The 16,814-nt window shown below is 50.0% G+C and carries 21 protein-coding genes; 16 read left to right on the top strand and 5 right to left on the bottom strand.

Annotation, left to right across the window (positions count from 1 at the left end; translation table 11 throughout):
• Positions 1 to 74: 74 nt before the first annotated feature.
• From ACFQ3W_RS23280 to ACFQ3W_RS23270, 3 genes are read left to right on the top strand one after another with little or no spacing between them, the layout of a single operon-like run.
• Positions 75 to 353, top strand: a complete 279-nt coding sequence (locus ACFQ3W_RS23280; RefSeq protein ID WP_379321620.1) for a hypothetical protein — start codon at positions 75 to 77, stop codon at positions 351 to 353.
• A 13-nt stretch (positions 354 to 366) separates the two neighbouring features.
• On the top strand, positions 367 to 573 hold the full coding sequence (locus tag ACFQ3W_RS23275) for a holin (protein ID WP_379321619.1): 207 nt from the start codon (positions 367 to 369) through the stop codon (positions 571 to 573).
• Positions 570 to 1,217, top strand: a complete 648-nt coding sequence (locus ACFQ3W_RS23270; RefSeq protein ID WP_379321618.1) for a M15 family metallopeptidase — start codon at positions 570 to 572, stop codon at positions 1,215 to 1,217. Before ACFQ3W_RS23275 ends, ACFQ3W_RS23270 begins: the two co-directional genes overlap by 4 nt.
• 232 nt (positions 1,218 to 1,449) lie before the next feature.
• Here the strand turns inward: ACFQ3W_RS23270 and ACFQ3W_RS23265 are convergent, their stop codons facing one another.
• From ACFQ3W_RS23265 to ACFQ3W_RS23255, 3 genes are all read right to left on the bottom strand, one after another.
• Entirely contained in the window at positions 1,450 to 1,689 is a 240-nt protein-coding gene (locus tag ACFQ3W_RS23265) for a hypothetical protein (protein ID WP_379321617.1), read from the bottom strand.
• Positions 1,690 to 1,830: 141 nt separating this feature from the next.
• Positions 1,831 to 2,256: a hypothetical protein gene (locus ACFQ3W_RS23260; protein ID WP_379321616.1), complete on the bottom strand. Its 426-nt coding sequence runs from the start codon at positions 2,254 to 2,256 to the stop codon at positions 1,831 to 1,833.
• A gap of 379 nt (positions 2,257 to 2,635) precedes the next feature.
• Positions 2,636 to 2,848, bottom strand: coding sequence for a helix-turn-helix domain-containing protein (locus tag ACFQ3W_RS23255; RefSeq protein ID WP_379321615.1), 213 nt, complete (start codon positions 2,846 to 2,848; stop codon positions 2,636 to 2,638).
• 80 nt (positions 2,849 to 2,928) lie between these two features.
• Between ACFQ3W_RS23255 and ACFQ3W_RS23250 the strand changes: the two genes are divergently transcribed.
• The 6 genes from ACFQ3W_RS23250 to prmC all read left to right on the top strand — a co-directional run bounded on the left by ACFQ3W_RS23250 (position 2,929) and on the right by prmC (position 8,164).
• The gene (locus ACFQ3W_RS23250; protein WP_379321614.1) at positions 2,929 to 3,174 is read left to right on the top strand and encodes a hypothetical protein; all 246 of its coding nucleotides are present in this window, start codon (positions 2,929 to 2,931) and stop codon (positions 3,172 to 3,174) included.
• 93 nt (positions 3,175 to 3,267) lie between these two features.
• Positions 3,268 to 4,368, top strand: coding sequence for a redox-regulated ATPase YchF (ychF, locus tag ACFQ3W_RS23245; protein ID WP_379321613.1), 1,101 nt, complete (start codon positions 3,268 to 3,270; stop codon positions 4,366 to 4,368).
• 185 nt (positions 4,369 to 4,553) lie between these two features.
• Positions 4,554 to 4,898, top strand: a complete 345-nt coding sequence (locus tag ACFQ3W_RS23240; protein ID WP_379321658.1) for a TM2 domain-containing protein — start codon at positions 4,554 to 4,556, stop codon at positions 4,896 to 4,898.
• A complete protein-coding gene (locus ACFQ3W_RS23235; RefSeq protein ID WP_379321612.1) occupies positions 4,898 to 5,329 on the top strand; it encodes a TM2 domain-containing protein in 432 nt (143 codons plus the stop codon). Before ACFQ3W_RS23240 ends, ACFQ3W_RS23235 begins: the two co-directional genes overlap by 1 nt.
• Before the next feature lie 856 nt (positions 5,330 to 6,185).
• Positions 6,186 to 7,265 (top strand): peptide chain release factor 1, encoded by a 1,080-nt coding sequence (gene prfA, locus ACFQ3W_RS23230; protein ID WP_379321611.1) that lies wholly within the window; start codon positions 6,186 to 6,188, stop codon positions 7,263 to 7,265.
• Entirely contained in the window at positions 7,262 to 8,164 is a 903-nt protein-coding gene (prmC, locus tag ACFQ3W_RS23225; protein ID WP_379321610.1) for a peptide chain release factor N(5)-glutamine methyltransferase, read from the top strand. The genes prfA and prmC overlap by 4 nt, the downstream gene beginning before the upstream one ends.
• 41 nt (positions 8,165 to 8,205) lie before the next feature.
• On the opposite strand, the gene ACFQ3W_RS23220 is transcribed toward prmC, so the two are convergent.
• Together ACFQ3W_RS23220 and ACFQ3W_RS23215 are read right to left on the bottom strand one after the other, a co-directional pair.
• Positions 8,206 to 9,603 carry a sensor histidine kinase gene (locus tag ACFQ3W_RS23220; RefSeq protein ID WP_379321609.1) on the bottom strand — a complete coding sequence of 466 codons (1,398 nt, stop codon included), beginning with the start codon at positions 9,601 to 9,603 and terminating at the stop codon, positions 8,206 to 8,208.
• A gap of 3 nt (positions 9,604 to 9,606) precedes the next feature.
• Positions 9,607 to 10,317: a response regulator transcription factor gene (locus ACFQ3W_RS23215; RefSeq protein WP_379321657.1), complete on the bottom strand. Its 711-nt coding sequence runs from the start codon at positions 10,315 to 10,317 to the stop codon at positions 9,607 to 9,609.
• A gap of 213 nt (positions 10,318 to 10,530) precedes the next feature.
• Between ACFQ3W_RS23215 and ACFQ3W_RS23210 the strand changes: the two genes are divergently transcribed.
• The 7 genes from ACFQ3W_RS23210 to ACFQ3W_RS23180 all read left to right on the top strand — a co-directional run bounded on the left by ACFQ3W_RS23210 (position 10,531) and on the right by ACFQ3W_RS23180 (position 16,800).
• A complete protein-coding gene (locus tag ACFQ3W_RS23210) occupies positions 10,531 to 11,442 on the top strand; it encodes an ABC transporter ATP-binding protein (protein ID WP_379321608.1) in 912 nt (303 codons plus the stop codon).
• Positions 11,442 to 12,188 (top strand): ABC transporter permease, encoded by a 747-nt coding sequence (locus ACFQ3W_RS23205; RefSeq protein WP_379321607.1) that lies wholly within the window; start codon positions 11,442 to 11,444, stop codon positions 12,186 to 12,188. Before ACFQ3W_RS23210 ends, ACFQ3W_RS23205 begins: the two co-directional genes overlap by 1 nt.
• Before the next feature lie 45 nt (positions 12,189 to 12,233).
• A complete protein-coding gene (locus tag ACFQ3W_RS23200; RefSeq protein ID WP_379321606.1) occupies positions 12,234 to 12,965 on the top strand; it encodes an ABC transporter permease in 732 nt (243 codons plus the stop codon).
• 93 nt (positions 12,966 to 13,058) lie between these two features.
• Positions 13,059 to 13,337 (top strand): hypothetical protein, encoded by a 279-nt coding sequence (locus tag ACFQ3W_RS23195; protein ID WP_379321605.1) that lies wholly within the window; start codon positions 13,059 to 13,061, stop codon positions 13,335 to 13,337.
• Between the two features lie 197 nt (positions 13,338 to 13,534).
• Complete coding sequence (locus tag ACFQ3W_RS23190; RefSeq protein ID WP_379321604.1) at positions 13,535 to 14,725, top strand: FtsW/RodA/SpoVE family cell cycle protein; 1,191 nt, start codon at positions 13,535 to 13,537, stop codon at positions 14,723 to 14,725.
• 118 nt (positions 14,726 to 14,843) lie between these two features.
• On the top strand, positions 14,844 to 15,518 hold the full coding sequence (gene spoIIR, locus ACFQ3W_RS23185; protein ID WP_379321603.1) for a stage II sporulation protein R: 675 nt from the start codon (positions 14,844 to 14,846) through the stop codon (positions 15,516 to 15,518).
• A gap of 139 nt (positions 15,519 to 15,657) precedes the next feature.
• Positions 15,658 to 16,800: an L-threonylcarbamoyladenylate synthase gene (locus tag ACFQ3W_RS23180; RefSeq protein ID WP_379321602.1), complete on the top strand. Its 1,143-nt coding sequence runs from the start codon at positions 15,658 to 15,660 to the stop codon at positions 16,798 to 16,800.
• The last annotated feature ends 14 nt before the right edge of the window (positions 16,801 to 16,814 follow it).

Below are 16,814 nucleotides of genomic sequence, written 5' to 3'. Positions count from 1 at the left end.
ACAACGCCAAAAGGCGTTTTTATTTCGCCCTCGAAGCCTATCTGGGGGCTATTTATATTAAGGTGGTGTTTAAAATGGAGTGGCAAACCGTGGTGGCGATTGCAGCCGGAATAAGTGCTATCTTTTTAGGCTGGACTAATTACAACAGGACAGTGAAAAAGGATGTTGCACAAGACTCCGGCAGCAACATGAGCTTGAAAACAGATATGGAATATATCAAACGTGGCGTAGATGACATGAAGGTGGAACAGAAGATTCAGGGCCAACGTTTTGAAGCTTTTTCCGAGAGGCTTACGCGAGTCGAAGAATCTGCTAAACAAGCCCATAAACGAATTGATGATCTTAAAAACTAAGGAGGTATTATAAATGACAATCAAATGGTTAAAAGCGGCAGGTATCCGCGCAGTTAAGACAGCAGCACAAACAGCGATCGGTGTAATTGGGGCTACAACGGTATTTAGCCAAGTTAATTGGTATGTGGTTGGTGGAACGGTTTTGTTGGCTACTATCACTAGCCTTTTGACGAGCTTGGCAGGGCTACCAGAGGTTACAGATAGCGGTGATAACAAGTGATCACTCTCGACTACGTAAAAAGTAAATCAGCATCGAAGCTATCCGGCTTGCATCCAGTCGTGTTAGCAGCTACGGAACGCCTTATAGAGCGCACATATGCTCAAGGCGTTACTATTATTATTACGCAAGGTTTACGCACTGTAGAAGAGCAAAACTACCTCTATGCACTTGGCCGCACGAAGCCCGGCAAGATCGTTACTAATGCTCGCGGTGGATACAGTAATCATAACTTTGGCGTGGCTATAGACTTTGCCCTGCTAATGCCTGACGGTAAAGTATCGTGGGTTGTAAACGATAACTGGATGAAGGTCGTGGGGATCGCCAAGGAGCTAGGCTTTGAATGGGGTGGAAGTTGGAAAACATTTAAGGATTATCCGCACTTTGAAATGACGTTTGGGCTTACTACCTCCCAATTTAGAGCTGGTAAGCAACCATCACAAGCACAAATTAGCGAAGCATATAAAAAGATTAATGGGGAGATGGAAGACGTGGAAAAAGCTAAAGTCTATGTAAACGGTGAGAAGATCGAGGACGGCTTTGTGCTGGAAGGCCGTGTATATGTCCCACTTCGAGCAGCCGGTGAAGCGTTCGGGGCAAAAGTGAATTGGGATAATGATAAAAAAATAGCTTCGATTACAAAATAATCCATGCTATACAGTGTAAAAGCCCACTAACCTCAATCGGTCGGTGGGCTTTCTTCATTTTCAAATCTACTTTTAAACCATAATGGTCGCCCCTCAAACAATGCATCAGGCCGGATCATTGACCCTCTGTATCCCGGTTCCAAAGCTCTCATACCTGACTTTGTCACATTCTGCTGCGTGGTGCCCATATGACGAGCCACCCACGCAGCTCCAACATATTCAAGGGGCGGTGCTACTTTACCAACATTACGCCCACAGGTTCGTCCCAGTTACAAGCTTCGGATTCGTCCGTGGTTTCGTAATTGATTACTGACCATGTGATTAGATATTCATTCCCTTCAGCGTCAATTGCATGAGCAATGTATTGTTCACCGTTGTCACTTACATATGGATCTTGGATGGTTTTCAATGTTTTGCCTTCCCATTCAACAATAGTGGAGTTTGTTGCGTTCAATTCGCTAAATGATTTCATTTAATATCGTCCTTTCATCCTCATCCGGTGTACCCGGCTTATTGGCTCCGTTCGTATTCCCTTGCTGTGACTTAAATATAACATGTATGGTTGTGTAATACAACCGAACATAATGCGAACATAATGTTAAATATTAAATGGTCATTGTTTTACATCATTAGGCAACTCATACTGTTCTCCATCACCTGGTATCGCCGGATCAATGTATTTAAATATATCCAGCCCCAAATATTTCTCCATTAGTATGCTTGATTCAGCGCTTATCAGGCTCCACAACATACTAAATTCATAATTATACCCCCTACATAGATAACGCGCTTCTATGCCTTCTCCAGTTCGTTTCTCGCCGTATACCTTTAACCCGAGCAATCTAAACTTGCGGCGTACTTCCTTATGGTCATCCTCCACACGCTTTATCGCCGTATCCAGCAACGTCACATATGGCCGTGGTGTTCTAAACACTTGCTCGGCGATATGCTTGTCACGCTCAAACGCTGACAGGATCAGCGGTAATAAAATGTATAGCTTTACATAAGAGTAATCCTCATTAGATAATCCTCTTGGCATTTTCATCACCTCACAATAAGAACGTTTGTTCTTATAATAACCAATGACGAGCTATTTAATCAAGACGTTTCTAAATCTGTCCGCTCACAATATTACCAAAATGGTAATATATCGTTGACAGGAACGCTTGTTCGCATATAATTAAATATACCGCAGGAAAATCATGGATAGTGCAAAAGTTCTAACTTTGTGGGCGTGGTACATAAAGCGCTTACAGTGGTCGAATTAAGTATTAATGTATAAGCGAGGTCGGATTAATGAAAAGGAAATAAGTGCTATTGAAGAGGAAGTGATGAGGAAAAATACATAGAATAGTAAAACTTGATTTTTAGTTAAGTTTCAGCTGGGGAGGGGCTTGCGCTCCTACCGCCTGCTAGTCTCATTTCCAATCGTGTAGTTCTTCCATTGTACAGCGCAATAATTGAGATGCTTTCGCTGCCAACTGGTAAGAAAAAAATACTTTTCCGCTGATCACTTTGGAAATATGAGACTCAGTAACATCCAGTTTGAAAGATAGTTCTCTTGCTGTTAGGTGGTTTAACTCAAGCAATTCAGGCAGGCGGCTTCTCCCTGGTTCTCGGAGTTGTGCCATGTTTTCCACCTTGCCATTTATTTGTATCCTTTCGACATTATATATGTTTCGGACAACTTATGAAATAGGAGATGAACATCATGTTAGTCCAGTGGCTGGAACCTGTTATTGAAACAAAAAGCGATGAGATTAATGATGAAATTATTAATAATGAAGAAAGTCAACTTTATGAGCAACTTGTAACAATCGTGAAGCAAAACGGAATGCTAAATTCCGACGATGCCATTGATATTGAAAATGTTTTTTTGCTTGCGATTAGAAAAGCAGTATACATTGCCTATAAAAAAGGTCTAACGGATGGAATAAATATCTATAGAAAAATTTAAAAAGCGAAGGGATCTCTTCGCTTACTTGTTCTATAAATAACTATTGATATATAATGCCTATGATAAATGAAATGCTAAGGAGTTGTTATATAAATGCCACTCTCTTGTGGAATAGTAGGGTTGCCGAATGTCGGGAAATCTACATTGTTTAACGCGATAACCCAAGCGGGGGCGGAATCCGCCAACTATCCGTTTTGTACGATCGACCCGAACGTCGGCGTGGTGGAGGTTCCGGATGAGCGCCTTGATAAATTGACGGAGCTGGTCGTTCCAAATCGCACTGTTCCGACGGCGTTTGAATTTGTCGATATCGCCGGCCTCGTACGCGGTGCAAGCAAAGGCGAGGGACTCGGCAACAAATTCCTGGCGCACATCCGTGAGGTGGATGCGATTGTTCACGTTGTCCGCTGCTTCGAGGATGAGAACATTACGCACGTTGACGGGAAGATCAACCCGATCAGCGACATTCAAACGATTAATTTAGAGCTGATACTAGCCGACGTTGAAAGCGTGGAAAAAAGAATCGAGCGCTCCCGCAAAAATATGAAGGGCGGCAATAAGCAGTATGAGCAGGAAGTCGAAGTGCTTGAGCGCATCAAAGAGGCGCTGTACAACGACCAGCCGGCTCGTAGTGTGGAGCTTTCGGATGAAGAGAAAGTCATCGTCCGTGACCTGCATCTGCTTACGTTGAAGCCTGTGCTTTATGCGGCGAATGTCAGCGAGGACGGCGTTACCGATGTGGACAACAATCCGTTTGTACAGCAGGTGAAGGAGTTTGCCGCTGCAGAAAATGCCGAAGTTGTGCCGATCAGTGCCAAAGTGGAGGCGGAAATCGCCGAGCTTGAGGGCGAAGATAAAGCGATGTTCCTAGAGGAGCTTGGCCTTCAGGCCTCAGGTCTTGACCGTCTGATTCAAGCGGCATATCGTGAGCTGGGACTTTATACGTATTTTACAGCTGGGGTACAGGAGGTACGTGCGTGGACGATTCGTAAAGGCACGAAAGCTCCACAGGCAGCCGGTGTCATCCACTCCGACTTTGAGCGTGGCTTTATTCGGGCCGAGGTCGTATCCTATGATGACCTGGTAGCCGCCGGATCTATGAACGCAGCGCGTGAACGCGGCCAGCTCCGCCTTGAAGGGAAAGACTATGTTGTTAAAGACGGGGACATCATGCATTTCCGTTTTAATGTGTAAAAAATTGTATTTTTATCAGTGAATTTTACAATAAAAATAGGAGGTTTTGCTCATAAGAGCAGCCTCTTTTTTTATTTTTCGAAAACGGGCGAAATGGAAATTTTTTTATTGTATTGCGTAAGTGCAATGAGTATACTGAAATCAGTTTTTTATCACCATTGAAGAGGAGAGTTTGTCAAATGAGTATGGATTACGGCATTTCAAGAAAGAGCCAGTTGGATACCCGCGAGCTTCTGCTTTTGGAGGCTGAGGTGAAAAGTAAAGGCAAAAACATGGTCGTTGCTTACGTTTTGTGGTACTTCCTTGGCATCTTCGGTGGCCATCGGTTCTACATGGGTAGAAACGGTTCTGCAATTGCGCAGCTTATTTTGAGTATCACCGTATTTGGCATGATCGCTACGTTTGTTTGGTGGATTGTCGATGCATTCCTGCTGCATACTTGGGTAAAAGAACATAACGCTATGGTGGAAAACCGCTTGATCGATCAAATTTTCATGGACCGCGGCAGATCCCCGGAATACCCTATCTAATGAACATGACGAAGAGCGATCTAACCACGACAGAGCTGCTTTTGCTGAATTCAGAAATGAACAAACGGGAGAAGTCGCTCGGGTTAGCTTATCTCATGCTGCTGGCAGGTCATTTAGGTGTGCATCGTTTCTATTTGAAAAGAATTGGTACGGGTGTCATACAACTCTGCTTATTTTTCCTGGTAATCCTTTTTTACATAGTGTTTGCTATTTCGGTTGGGGTAGAAAGCGTAGAATCACCGGATAGCATGTATTCGTTTTTCTTTTTGATCCCCGTGGTCTTGCTGGCGATCGCCTTAACAGTATGGGTCATCGTGGATGCATGTCTGCTGCCGGGAATGGTCCGAAAATGGAATGCGGAGCTAGAACAGTCGCTGATTGCCCAAATCATTGCTCACCGTTCTCCAGCCGGATTCGGTATGCAGAGATAAAGGAAGTACATTTTCAAACAGCACATATCAATATCAGTACAGCTTAATTCTGACCGTGAGCTTCGGCACCTTGCTGGGCTCGCGGTTTTTTTATGTGGGCGAGCAGCATATTTTGGACGCGTGATCATCGAAAGCTGCCCAACGAATGCAAGCCGACGATAGCAGATCAATGAAAGCAGGACATCAAAAGTAGGTCAACGTGGGTAAGACATTGATAGTAGATTGACGTAAGCGGATTAACGAAAGTAGATCAACGAAAGTGGAGATTCTCTAACGAACCCAATAAGCGCTATTTGGAGGGAAAACGGCTTTTTGAAGATCTAACGAACCTGAGACACGCTATTTGCATGTTTTTTCGCCATTCATCAGCAAAAAAGGCAAAATAGCGTTAACTGAGTTCGTTAGAATCTACAGGAGAGCACTTTGGGCCAAATAACGCTTATTCAGTTCGTTAGCGCTGGGTCAACCCTGTAGTTTTCTGGGTTTCGGGTATTGGGCAGACCAATTGATTGGTTAAAAGCACAAATAGAATGCACCCAGTAACCTGAATAAACCGAGTAAAATGAAAAAGCCCAGTCAGATGAACACGTTAAGTAATGAACACGCCGAGTAAAATGAAAACACCAGGTAAATGAACGTACCTAGTAAATGAACGCACCGAGTAGCTGGATATACCGGGTAAAATGAACACATCTAGTAAGATGAGCACGCTCAGCAAAATGGCTGGTTCAGCAAACGGGGGTCTAGCCATTATCAACAAACTATGTTATAATAAAAAGTCGTTTATCCTTGTAGTTTGTGAATTTGGGTGAGCGATTTTTTTAGGAAATTGTGACGTAAAGAGAGGTGACTTCCCTTGTTGGACCGACTACAATCGCTTGCTGACCGGTATGAGAAGCTGAGTGAGCTGCTCTGCGATCCGGATGTGGCGAACGACACTAAGAAACTGCGGGAATACTCCAAAGAGCAATCGGATCTACAGCCGGCTTATGAGGCGTACACCGAATATAGAAATGTAATCGGAGAGCTGGAAGCTGCAAAAGTGATGCAGGCGGAGAAGCTGGATGATGAAATGCGCGAAATGGTGAAGATGGAAATTGATGATCTTACCGAGCGCCAGCAAGCTCTGGAAGAGAAAATTCGCATTTTGCTGCTGCCCAAGGACCCGAATGATGATAAAAACGTAATTGTCGAAATTCGCGGTGCTGCCGGTGGGGACGAAGCGGCTTTGTTTGCTGCCGACCTGTACCGGATGTATACGCGGTATGCCGATTCGCAAGGCTGGCGTGTTGAAGTGATGGATATGAACGAAAGCGACCTTGGCGGCTTTAAAGAAGTGATCTTCATGATCAACGGCCGTGGCGCTTACAGCAAAATGAAATACGAAAGCGGCGCGCATCGCGTACAGCGTATTCCTTCTACTGAGTCCGGCGGACGGATTCATACGTCGACTTCGACGGTAGCGGTGCTGCCGGAAGTCGAGGATGTGGACATCGAAATCCTCGACAAGGATATTCGTGTAGATACGTTCTGCTCCAGCGGGGCGGGCGGACAATCCGTTAACACAACAAAATCAGCCGTGCGCGTAACGCACATTCCGACCGGGATCGTTGCAACCTGTCAGGACGGTAAATCGCAGAACTCCAATAAGGAGAAAGCGCTGCAGGTCCTGCGGGCCCGTATTTTTGATATGAAACGGCAGGAAGAAGAAGCAAAGTATGCCGGCGAGCGTAAGAGCAAGGTCGGTACCGGGGACCGCAGTGAACGGATCCGGACGTACAATTTTCCGCAAAGCCGGGTAACGGATCATCGGATTGGTATGACGCTGCACAAGCTGGATCAAGTCATGAACGGAGAGATCGAGGAGATCGTTTCGGCATTGACGATTGCGGAGCAAGCGGAATTGATGGAAAAAGGAGAACAACACATCGGATGAGTGAAGGATATGTATTATCTGGAGCTTGCAGCATTTGGGAAGCCCGTAAAGAGGCTTCTTCTTTTTTAGCGGCGGCGGGTGTAAGCGAGCCGGAGAGCAACGCCGAGCTGCTGCTTCGCCACGTGCTCGGCATGTCCGGCGCGGCGTATTTAGCCGCGCTGCGGGATTCTTTCCCGGCGGACAAGAGGGACGCCTGGGAAGCGGTGATCCGCCGCAAAGCGGCGGGCGAGCCAGCGCAGTATATCATCGGGGAACAGGAGTTTTACGGCTTGACCTTTCAGGTCACGACGGACGTGCTGATTCCCCGCCCCGAAACGGAGCTGCTCGTGGAGCGAATCGCCGTCGAGGGCGATTTGCTGTGGCCCGGCGGCGCGCCAGCGGCCGCCGACATCGGCACCGGCAGCGGCGCGATTGCCGCTGCCCTGGCCCACCTGCGCCCAGCATGGCGCATTACGGCGAGCGATATCTCGCCGGAAGCGCTGGCGGTGGCGCAGGGCAATGTCCGGCGGCTCGGCCTCGCGGTGAAGTTCAAGCAGGGGAACCTGCTTGAACCGTTTGCCGGCGAGCCGCTGGACATCGTGGTGTCCAATCCGCCGTACATTCCGGCGGAGGACATTGCGCACCTCCAGCCGGAGGTGCGCGACTACGAGCCGCGCGGCGCGCTCGATGGTGGCCCGGACGGGCTTGCGCCCTACCGGACCATGCTGGCGCAGCTCGCGCTGCTCCCGGTCCCGCCTCGCCTGATCGGCTTCGAGCTCGGCATGGGCCAGGCCGAAGCCGTCGCTGACATGCTGCGCGCGGCCGGCTTCTGGGACGAGATCGTCACAATCCCCGATCTCGCCGGTATCGATCGCCATGTGATTGGCATTCGCCGCGAAGAAGCTGCGAAGTACAAGTAGGCCGGCCCAACTGCGAGCCTATCTGGCGGTTCCCCTTGAGCCTAACGATCTGCTACGAGTACCGGAAGAATAATTTCCGCCAGCAAGCCCTGCTCGGGCTCGCTGGTCAAGATAAGCTTGCCCTGGTGAGCCTTGGCGATCCGGGAGATCATAGGCAGCCCAAGTCCATGTCCGTCAGGGACATGGGCTTTTCTTTTGGAGGACGAAGGCAGCTCCAGTAAATAAGGCAGATCCCTCTCCGGCAGCCCTTTTCCGTCATCGGATACGATGAAACGGCAAGTTTTGCCGTCCTCGTCCAAGGAGGTCCTCAGCCAAATTTGGCAGCCCTCCGGGTTATGCGTGATACCATTCTGAACGAGATTCGTGACCGCACGAAGCAGGAGCTTCTCATCCCCCAAAACTTTCAGGCTTTCGTCAGGAACGTCAAGCTCTAGTGTATATTCATCCCCCAGACCATTATTCAGAAATTCCGTGGCAACCTGTCGGGCGAGTGCAGATAGTCTCACGGGCTTCAATTCCAGGGGCTGCATTTCATATTCGAGGACGGAAACAAGATTTAAATCGCTGATCAGCGAGCGAAGCTTTTCGCTATGGCGCCGGATGATACCGGCTTTTTTTCGTTGGTCCTCAGGCACAGAGCCGTCTTCCTCCAGCTCGCTGGCATAACCAAGAATCATGGACAGCGGCGTTCGAATGTCGTGCGAAATGCCGGCGATCCAGTTAGCCCGTGCTTCATCCCGCGCCTTTAACGCGGCGTTCTTGTCCTGAAGGAGGGTTGATGTGTGATTGATGCTGTCAGCCAGATCACTGAGCACCCCTTTGGGTTCAAGATGGACGGGCTGTTCCTTGCCAAGGGCGTGGATCCCGGCGATCAGCGGCTTTAAGGATTTGATTTGCCTGGACCCAATCAGAATCGCCAGAAGTAAAGCCAGCAGCAAATTGCCACTGAGCAAACCAAGGGAGCGTAGTGGGATTTCCCTTACCCAATCCGTGGGAAAGAGAGACTCATACTTGGCGATGCTGTCCTTCGGGTAGCCGATGACCACAAGCCCTTGACCATGCTCCCACACAAAAGTAGGGTACGAATTCAAAAAATTTCTTGAAAACTGCGCTACTTGAACAAGCGAGTAGGTGCGCGGAATTTCGGTGGGCAGTTGATGGCTCCAAACCACATGCCCATTGGGGGCCACCAGCATAGCCCAAACATGAAGCTGGCTGAGCTGCTGCTCGGCCTTCGGATCAAGGGTGTAGCCTGCCTGCCCGCCTACCGGTTCTAGGCTTTTCGCCACTTTCTCCACCACCGCCTGCGGAGATTCGCCCTCATAGGTGCCCCGGAAAAACCAAACGGCCAGAATGATAAAATTCAGGACCAGCAGAAAAAACGAAATCAGGATCGTCCCAACCACGAAACGCCGCAAAATACGTACGGCTCCATCCATCGATTACGCCTCCCCTGCCAGCAGCTTGTAGCCTAACCCTCTAACGGTAAGTAAATAAACCGGATTGGAAGGAACGGGCTCAATTTTTTCCCGGATGCGCCGAATATGAACCATTAAAGTATTTTCATACCCGGCGTAGTCGTCTCCCCACGCAGCTTGGCACAGGGCGTCGCTCGTTACAATGCGGCCCCGGTTCTCGTAAAGCTTTAGGAGCAGGGCATGCTCCTTAGCGGTGAGCGGCTGCTCGCCCGTTCCCCCACTGACCACCGCACTTTCCAAATTGACGGTGCATTCGCCAAGCTGAAATATCGGCAGTGCTTCACGCACGGGCATGGTGTAAACCCGCTTTAATACAGCCGTCAGTCGCAAGATCAATTCCCGTGGTAAAAACGGTTTGACTATATAATCGTCGGCGCCAAGTCCAAGCCCGAGCAGCCGATCCTCATCTTCTCCTCTCGCGGATACAAAAAGCACAGGAATTTGTGAAAACTGCCGGATGGAGGTCAGTAAGCCAAAGCCGTCGCCGTCCGGCAGCATAACATCCAGAATGGCAAGATCCGGTTTGCTTGAGCGGCATACTGCCAAAGCCTCCACGCAATTGCCCGCATGATAGATTCGCGAAAAGCCTTCTTTACGCAAAAATCCGTCAATCATCGTACGAAGCTCCTGTTCATCGTCGACGATGAGTATTTTTTTCTGTTTTACATCTTCTATGTTCATGTTCATCCCCTGCCTGACTAGAAAAACAATGATGTTCTTATTCGATTGAATGATCCTCAATCCCTGCCGTGCAAAACACATCGAACCCATCCCTGCTCTGATTTAAGGTTGGCGTAAGGTTAGCATCAGGTTGATGTAAGGTCACGTCTCTACAATGAGTAAAGGATGAAGCAAGGTTCACTATATTCGAATAGGAGTGAAAATACATTGAACACGATCGTATCGACGCATAACCTGTCAAAACGTTACGGGGGCGCATACCGGGTCAATGATGTGAATTTGACCGTTTACGAGGGGGAGGTCTATGGCTTCCTTGGGCCGAACGGAGCTGGCAAAACGACTACACTGAAAATGCTGTTGGGACTGGCCAAGCCAACTGAAGGAAAAGTGATGATTTTAGGAAAAGACTTCTACGAGAACAGCCAGGCGATATTGCACCAGACGGGTTCGCTGATCGAGTCTCCTTCTTTCTACGGCCATTTGACGGGCCTGGAGAATATGCGGGTCATGCAGCGTTTGCGTGAGGCTCCGGACAAAAACGTCATGGAGGCGCTGCATATCGTCCGGCTTGAGAACCAAAAGGACAAAAAGGTATCGCAGTATTCCCTCGGCATGAAGCAGCGTCTCGGCATTGCCATGGCTCTCCTCGCTTTTCCGAAGCTGCTCGTCCTTGATGAGCCGACGAACGGGCTCGACCCTTCCGGGATCGGGGAAGTCCGGGAGCTGATCAAATCACTGCCGCAAAAGTACGGAATGACAGTGATGATTTCCAGTCATTTGCTGTCGGAAATCGAACAAATCGCCACTTCGGTCGGCATTATTAATGATGGCAAGCTGCTGTTCCAGGGAAGCATGGAGGCCCTGCAGCGCCGAAGCACGCCAAGCATCCTGATCAAAACGGAAAATAACGAGGCAGCTGCAAAATTGTTGCTATCCGGCGGCATCAGAGCACTCCCTAAAGGAGAGGTACTCGCGTTGGAAGGCATAGACGATCGGCGGGTAGCTGAGGCCAATCGCTTACTGGTTCAGGCGGGTATCGATGTCTTGCGTATCGAAGAGCATAAGAGAAACCTCGAGAGCATTTTCCTCGAGCTTACGGGAAAGGAGAAGAGCCTGTAATGGGATCCGTCTTTCTTGAATTTTATAAATTGCGTCGCAAACGTATCTTTCTGATGATTCCGCTGCTTTTATCTGTTGAGCTAGCTTGGGCCTGCATTTCTGTCAGTATGGCGTTGGCTCAACATCCGGGTGAGGTAGGCTGGGCAGATACCGTCATGACGGTATCCTCAATGAATGGGTTGTTTCTGCCGATCCTGTCAGCGGTCATCGTCTCCCGCATATGTGACATGGAGCATAAGGGGAACACATGGAAGATGCTAATGTCCGCTTCGGTCAAACGCAGTCGTCTGTATGCTGCAAAATATGCTTGTGCCGTGCTACTCCTGCTTTTTGCCGTAATTCTGCAGGTGGTCGTGATTACAGCTTTCGGAGCAGCGAATGCTTTTCCAGCGCTACCGGGAGGAATGCTGCTGAAATTTATAGGTTCAGCGATGCTTACCAGTCTGGCCGTTGTTGCCTTGCAGCAGTGGGTGTCACTCGTGGTGAAAAATCAAGCCTTCGCCCTTTCATTAGGTATGTTCGGCGGGTTTATCGGATTAACCGCCGATCTATTTCCTGCTGCGATACGGCGATTTTTCATCTGGTCATACTATACGGGGCTGGGTCCGGTCACCTACAGCTATGAGAACGAGATCATGAAGTTCGTTGATAATCCTGTCCATCCGATCCTGCCGCTGATAGCCTTGCTCGCAGCGCTTCTTGCCTACACCCTGGGAAGCATTCACTTTGGGCGTCAGGATGTTTAGTGTAGAGGCGAATGAAGACTGCACAACAATTATGGGGGGACAAGTATGTTGAAAAGATGCATTCAAGCGGAATGGATGAAAATGCGCCATTCCTACCTATGGCCGATACTGATAGCACTTCCTGTGTTCAGCACGCTGCTCGGTTGTGCCAATTACTATATGAACCGAGCGGCTCTGACGAACGGCTGGTACAGCCTTTGGACGCAGGTGAGCCTGTTTTACGGGGAGTTTTTTCTGCCGGTGCTGATTGCGATCTGCTGCGCTTACGTCTGCCGGCTGGAGCATATGAATAAGAACTGGAACATGGTGATGACGGCTCCAGTATCCGCCGCTAGTATTTTTATATCCAAGCTTACGATCGTAGGGACACTCATTTTCCTGGTGCAAATCCTCTTTACGGTCCTCTACTTAGTGGCAGGATATGTATTAAGTATGCCGTTCGCTGTTCCAGAAGAAACTGTGGGTTGGGTATTCCGCGGCTGGATTGCCGCAATTACGATTAGCTCCGTTCAGCTTGCATTATCCCTGCGTATCAAAAGCTTTGCACTTCCCATCGGGATCAGTGTTTGCGCGGTATTTATCGGCATTGGGCTTTACGTGGGTAACATCGGCATGATCTTTCCTTATTCGCTGCTAACGATCGGGATGGGCGTGCTTAGCCAGGAGAAGCTGACGAGTATGCAGACGATTCAATTCTTCGTCATGAACCTCGTCTTCCTGATGCTTGTTTCGGCGTTATCCATCAGACGACTTAAGCGGAACGATGTGAACGCTTGAGAAAATTAGGTGAAACTCGTCCTCCAAATGCCGCCAACTCTTTCTCGCTCTCTACATAGAGTATGGTATCAATAGAAAAGGAGGGCTTTGGACATGCCAGTAACATTAAACTTCCCGTACACGCTTGGTGCGGGAGTAGGGCAAGGCTTCTACGTAGCTGCAGATCCGCCAGGGACATCGGGAATTGTAACTGTATCAACGACGACGGGAACCATAGAGCTTCGGATTACCCGCTATAACGCTACTACTTTTACTACGACTGTTCCGGCTGGAACGACCTTTGCGGTGAGCATTGGTAACATTCAAACGATTGGTATTTTTGCGGTGACGGCCGCAACAGGAACACTTTCTTTCATTACGAATGTTTTTTGAGGAAATGCCTGTTCCAAGAGCTTCTGACAATTTTGTCAGGGGCTCATTTTTCATTTTTGGGCGGTAAACCGACATATAATATAGAGGAGAATGAGTGTTTGTACTTTTGGACGGTTTCTTTTAAAGTATAACTATGGGATACAAGGATAAAGGAAGTTAGAAGCCGGGTCGAGCCATTAACGGAAAAGAGGATTAACGTGCTAAACAAACTTAAGAAAATCGATTATACGATCGTATTTATCCTGGTGTTACTCATGATTATCAGTATCGCGGTGGTTTACAGCGCTACCGTAAATACCGAATACCATGGCTATCATCTTCGCGTGGCTGCTTATTATGCGCTAGGTTTTCCCGTCTTTTTTGCGGTTTCTCTGCTGGATTACCGATTGCTTATGAAATATGCGCCGTTTTTATATGCATTCGGGCTAGGGCTGCTGGTGCTTGTGATGTTCGTCGGAAACACGTATTACAATGCGACGGGCTGGATTACGATCCCGATCATCAAGCAAAGCTTCCAGCCCGCAGAGCTTTTTAAATTGCTGCTTGTCATTTTTCTCGGCTTTCTCCTGGTTCGGAAGCGCAAACTGCGTTTGTCATTTTGGCGTGATGTGTTTCCGATATGCCTGCTGACCTTCCTTCCTTTTGTAGCAGTTATGGCACAAAATGACCTGGGTAACGCCCTCAGTTATATCATCATCCTTGCCGGGATGCTGTGGATTGGAAATATAAAATATACGCATGCCCTCATTGCGCTTGTAATTTTTGCAAGCTCGGTGTTTGGAGGGATCACGGCTTACAAGGTTTATCATGACCAGGTCTATTCCTTCTTTAAGGAAATTGGCCGGGAACACTGGATAAGCCGGATTGATCCATGGCTCGTGCCGGAAAAAGCCTCGGTGGATGCTTCATACCACACGAGAAATGCTAAACTGGCGATTGCTTCCGGCGGTATGACCGGAGAAGGCTACATGAAAGGCGAAACGGTTCAATCGGGCCGTGTTCCGCTGACTTATTCTGATTCGATCTTTGTCGTGGTAGCTGAAGAATTCGGATTCCTCGGGAGTTCGCTGCTATTGCTGCTATATTTTGTACTCATTCATAGGATGATTTTAATTTCACTGGAATGCCGAGATCCTGGCGGACCGTATTTGATTGTCGGCATTGTTGCCATGTTGCTATACCAAATTTTCGAGAATATCGGCATGTTCATCGGCCTGATGCCTCTGACAGGTATTACTTTGCCATTTATCAGTTCGGGGGGGACCTCGCTTCTCATCAATATGATGAGCCTCGGGGTGGCGATGAGCATTCGCATTTATGGGCAAGAGAAGGAAGAGGAGAACAATATTTCTTCACCCCGCTTTGCTGCGGTCAAAACGGAGCGGTAACCGATCGTTATTTTAAGTCTCCTAGGTGATTTCATTTTTAATAGATTCATAGGTTTACATCTCTCTCAACCGGACATACTGATAGACATCAGCGTTTTGGTGGGAGGAGAAGTAGACGATGAACCATAATCGACCATTTCGTCATCGGCATAAAATTGCACTTATTTTATTTAGTTTCCTGATGCTGCTTATGTCCTGGGAAGGACAAATGAATGATACAGCCGCAGCAGCGGGGGGGATTCCTCAGGACTCGATTCGGCTGCGTATTTTGGCCAATTCGGACGGAGCGGCGGATCAGGCGGTTAAGCGCCGCGTACGCGATGCCGTTGTGGAACAGATGAACAGCTGGGTAAGCCAACTTGAAGATCCACAAAGTCTTGAGGAGGCCCGTCTGGTCATTCGCCAGAACATGGCGGCCATTGAGGATCAGGTGGGACAAACTTTAAAGGAAAACGGCAAGAATTATAGTTATAAAGTTGAGCTTGGGATCGTTCCTTTTCCTACGAAAATGTATGGCGGGGAAGTTTACCCGGCTGGGGATTATGAGGCGCTGCGCGTTACCCTGGGCGAAGGGAAGGGCAAAAACTGGTGGTGCGTATTGTTTCCACCGCTTTGCTTCATTGACGCGGGCAGCGGGGATGCGGTAGCCAAGGATGGAGCGGCAGGTGCCGCTAAGCTCGCCTCTGCCGGAGGTCAGCCGGTACAGGCGGGACCTGAGCAGGCCGAAGTTCGCTTCTTTTTATGGGACATGCTGGTTCGGCTTTGGGACTGGATTGTAGGCTTGTTTTCATGACGGATTGTTAGGTTTCTGTGAACCGTGCGGAGGAGCTCCGGACGGTTTTCTTTCTGGCCCTAGGACCTATCAGGGCTATTCTCGCAGGTTCGTTCGGGTATAATAGAAGCATATTACTGAAAGTTTGGGATGAGACACGATGAATGGAAATGAAGAAAAATGTACGGTTGGAGAGTTAACCGGGGACGCTAATAAAAATACACGCTGGTGGGATGTAACGGCTGAAGAGGACGCTACGGCCGAGAAGTCTCTGCAAGAAGCGGCGGCCGTATTGGCTGCCGGAGGAACGGTGGCGTTTCCGACGGAAACGGTATACGGACTTGGTGCGGATGCGCGGAATACGGAGGCGGTGGAGGCCATTTTCGAGGCCAAAGGGCGACCGTCCGATAATCCGCTGATCGTTCATATTGCCGAGATGAGCCAGCTTGAAGGTCTGGTCGCTGCCGTAGGCGAGACAGAGCGGCGGCTCATGGAGGCGTTTTGGCCCGGGCCGCTGACGCTGGTGCTGCCCGTATTGAATGGCGCCGTCTCCCCGCGGGTGACGGCGGGCCTGTCCACCGTGGCCGTGCGCATGCCGGCCCACGATGTCGCGCTGCGGCTCATCGCCGCAGCGGGCTGCCCGGTGGCGGCGCCCAGCGCCAACCGGTCCGGGCGGCCGAGCCCCACGCTGGCGAGCCACGTGGGCGAGGATTTGACCGGCCGCATTGACGGCATCGTCGACGGCGGGCCCACCGGGGTGGGCGTGGAGTCGACGGTCATTGAGGTCGGCCGGGATGGGGGCATCACCGTGCTCCGCCCTGGCGGGATCACGGCGGAGCAGCTCGCCCGCTTCACGCAGGCGGGCGTGCGGCTGGACGCCGCCCTGCAGCAGCCTGCTGCGGGCGGCGCCGAGGCGAGCCCGGCCGCGCCGCGCGCGCCGGGCATGAAGTACACGCATTACGCCCCGAAGGGCGTTATGCGTCTCGTGCGCGGGGCCGCCGCCGACAAAGTGGCGGCCCGCATCGCTGCCGAGCTCGGCGCGGCCAAGGCGCGCGGGGAGAAGACCGGCGTGCTCGCCTTTGACGAGCACCTGCCGCTCTACCGCGCGGACTGCGTGCAATCGCTTGGCAGCGAAGCGGAGCTTGAGACGGCGGCGCACCGTCTGTACGCGGCGCTCCGCCGCTTCGACGAATGCGGCGTCACGTGCATTCTGGCCGAGACCTGTCCGGAGACCGGTCTCGGTGCCGCCGTCATGAACCGGCTGATGAAAGCAGCCGGACACCGGGTCATCGAGGTAGACTGACCCGGGAAGAATCG

The sequence above is a fragment of the Paenibacillus puldeungensis genome, assembly GCF_042678945.1.
Lineage (GTDB): Bacteria > Bacillota > Bacilli > Paenibacillales > Paenibacillaceae > Fontibacillus > Fontibacillus puldeungensis.
This window is presented reverse-complemented; position numbering and strand designations above follow the sequence as displayed.

Coding starts and splice junctions, on each gene's coding strand:
- ACFQ3W_RS23280 (WP_379321620.1), top strand. CDS start 75: ATGGAGTGGCAAACCGTGGTGGCGATTGCAGCCGGAATAAGTGCTATC.
- ACFQ3W_RS23275 (WP_379321619.1), top strand. CDS start 367: ATGACAATCAAATGGTTAAAAGCGGCAGGTATCCGCGCAGTTAAGACA.
- ACFQ3W_RS23265 (WP_379321617.1), bottom strand. CDS start 1,689: ATGAAATCATTTAGCGAATTGAACGCAACAAACTCCACTATTGTTGAA.
- ACFQ3W_RS23260 (WP_379321616.1), bottom strand. CDS start 2,256: ATGCCAAGAGGATTATCTAATGAGGATTACTCTTATGTAAAGCTATAC.
- ACFQ3W_RS23255 (WP_379321615.1), bottom strand. CDS start 2,848: ATGGCACAACTCCGAGAACCAGGGAGAAGCCGCCTGCCTGAATTGCTT.
- ACFQ3W_RS23250 (WP_379321614.1), top strand. CDS start 2,929: ATGTTAGTCCAGTGGCTGGAACCTGTTATTGAAACAAAAAGCGATGAG.
- ychF (WP_379321613.1), top strand. CDS start 3,268: ATGCCACTCTCTTGTGGAATAGTAGGGTTGCCGAATGTCGGGAAATCT.
- ACFQ3W_RS23240 (WP_379321658.1), top strand. CDS start 4,554: ATGGATTACGGCATTTCAAGAAAGAGCCAGTTGGATACCCGCGAGCTT.
- ACFQ3W_RS23235 (WP_379321612.1), top strand. CDS start 4,898: ATGAACATGACGAAGAGCGATCTAACCACGACAGAGCTGCTTTTGCTG.
- prmC (WP_379321610.1), top strand. CDS start 7,262: ATGAGTGAAGGATATGTATTATCTGGAGCTTGCAGCATTTGGGAAGCC.
- ACFQ3W_RS23220 (WP_379321609.1), bottom strand. CDS start 9,603: ATGGATGGAGCCGTACGTATTTTGCGGCGTTTCGTGGTTGGGACGATC.
- ACFQ3W_RS23205 (WP_379321607.1), top strand. CDS start 11,442: ATGGGATCCGTCTTTCTTGAATTTTATAAATTGCGTCGCAAACGTATC.
- ACFQ3W_RS23200 (WP_379321606.1), top strand. CDS start 12,234: ATGTTGAAAAGATGCATTCAAGCGGAATGGATGAAAATGCGCCATTCC.
- ACFQ3W_RS23195 (WP_379321605.1), top strand. CDS start 13,059: ATGCCAGTAACATTAAACTTCCCGTACACGCTTGGTGCGGGAGTAGGG.
- spoIIR (WP_379321603.1), top strand. CDS start 14,844: ATGAACCATAATCGACCATTTCGTCATCGGCATAAAATTGCACTTATT.
- ACFQ3W_RS23180 (WP_379321602.1), top strand. CDS start 15,658: ATGAATGGAAATGAAGAAAAATGTACGGTTGGAGAGTTAACCGGGGAC.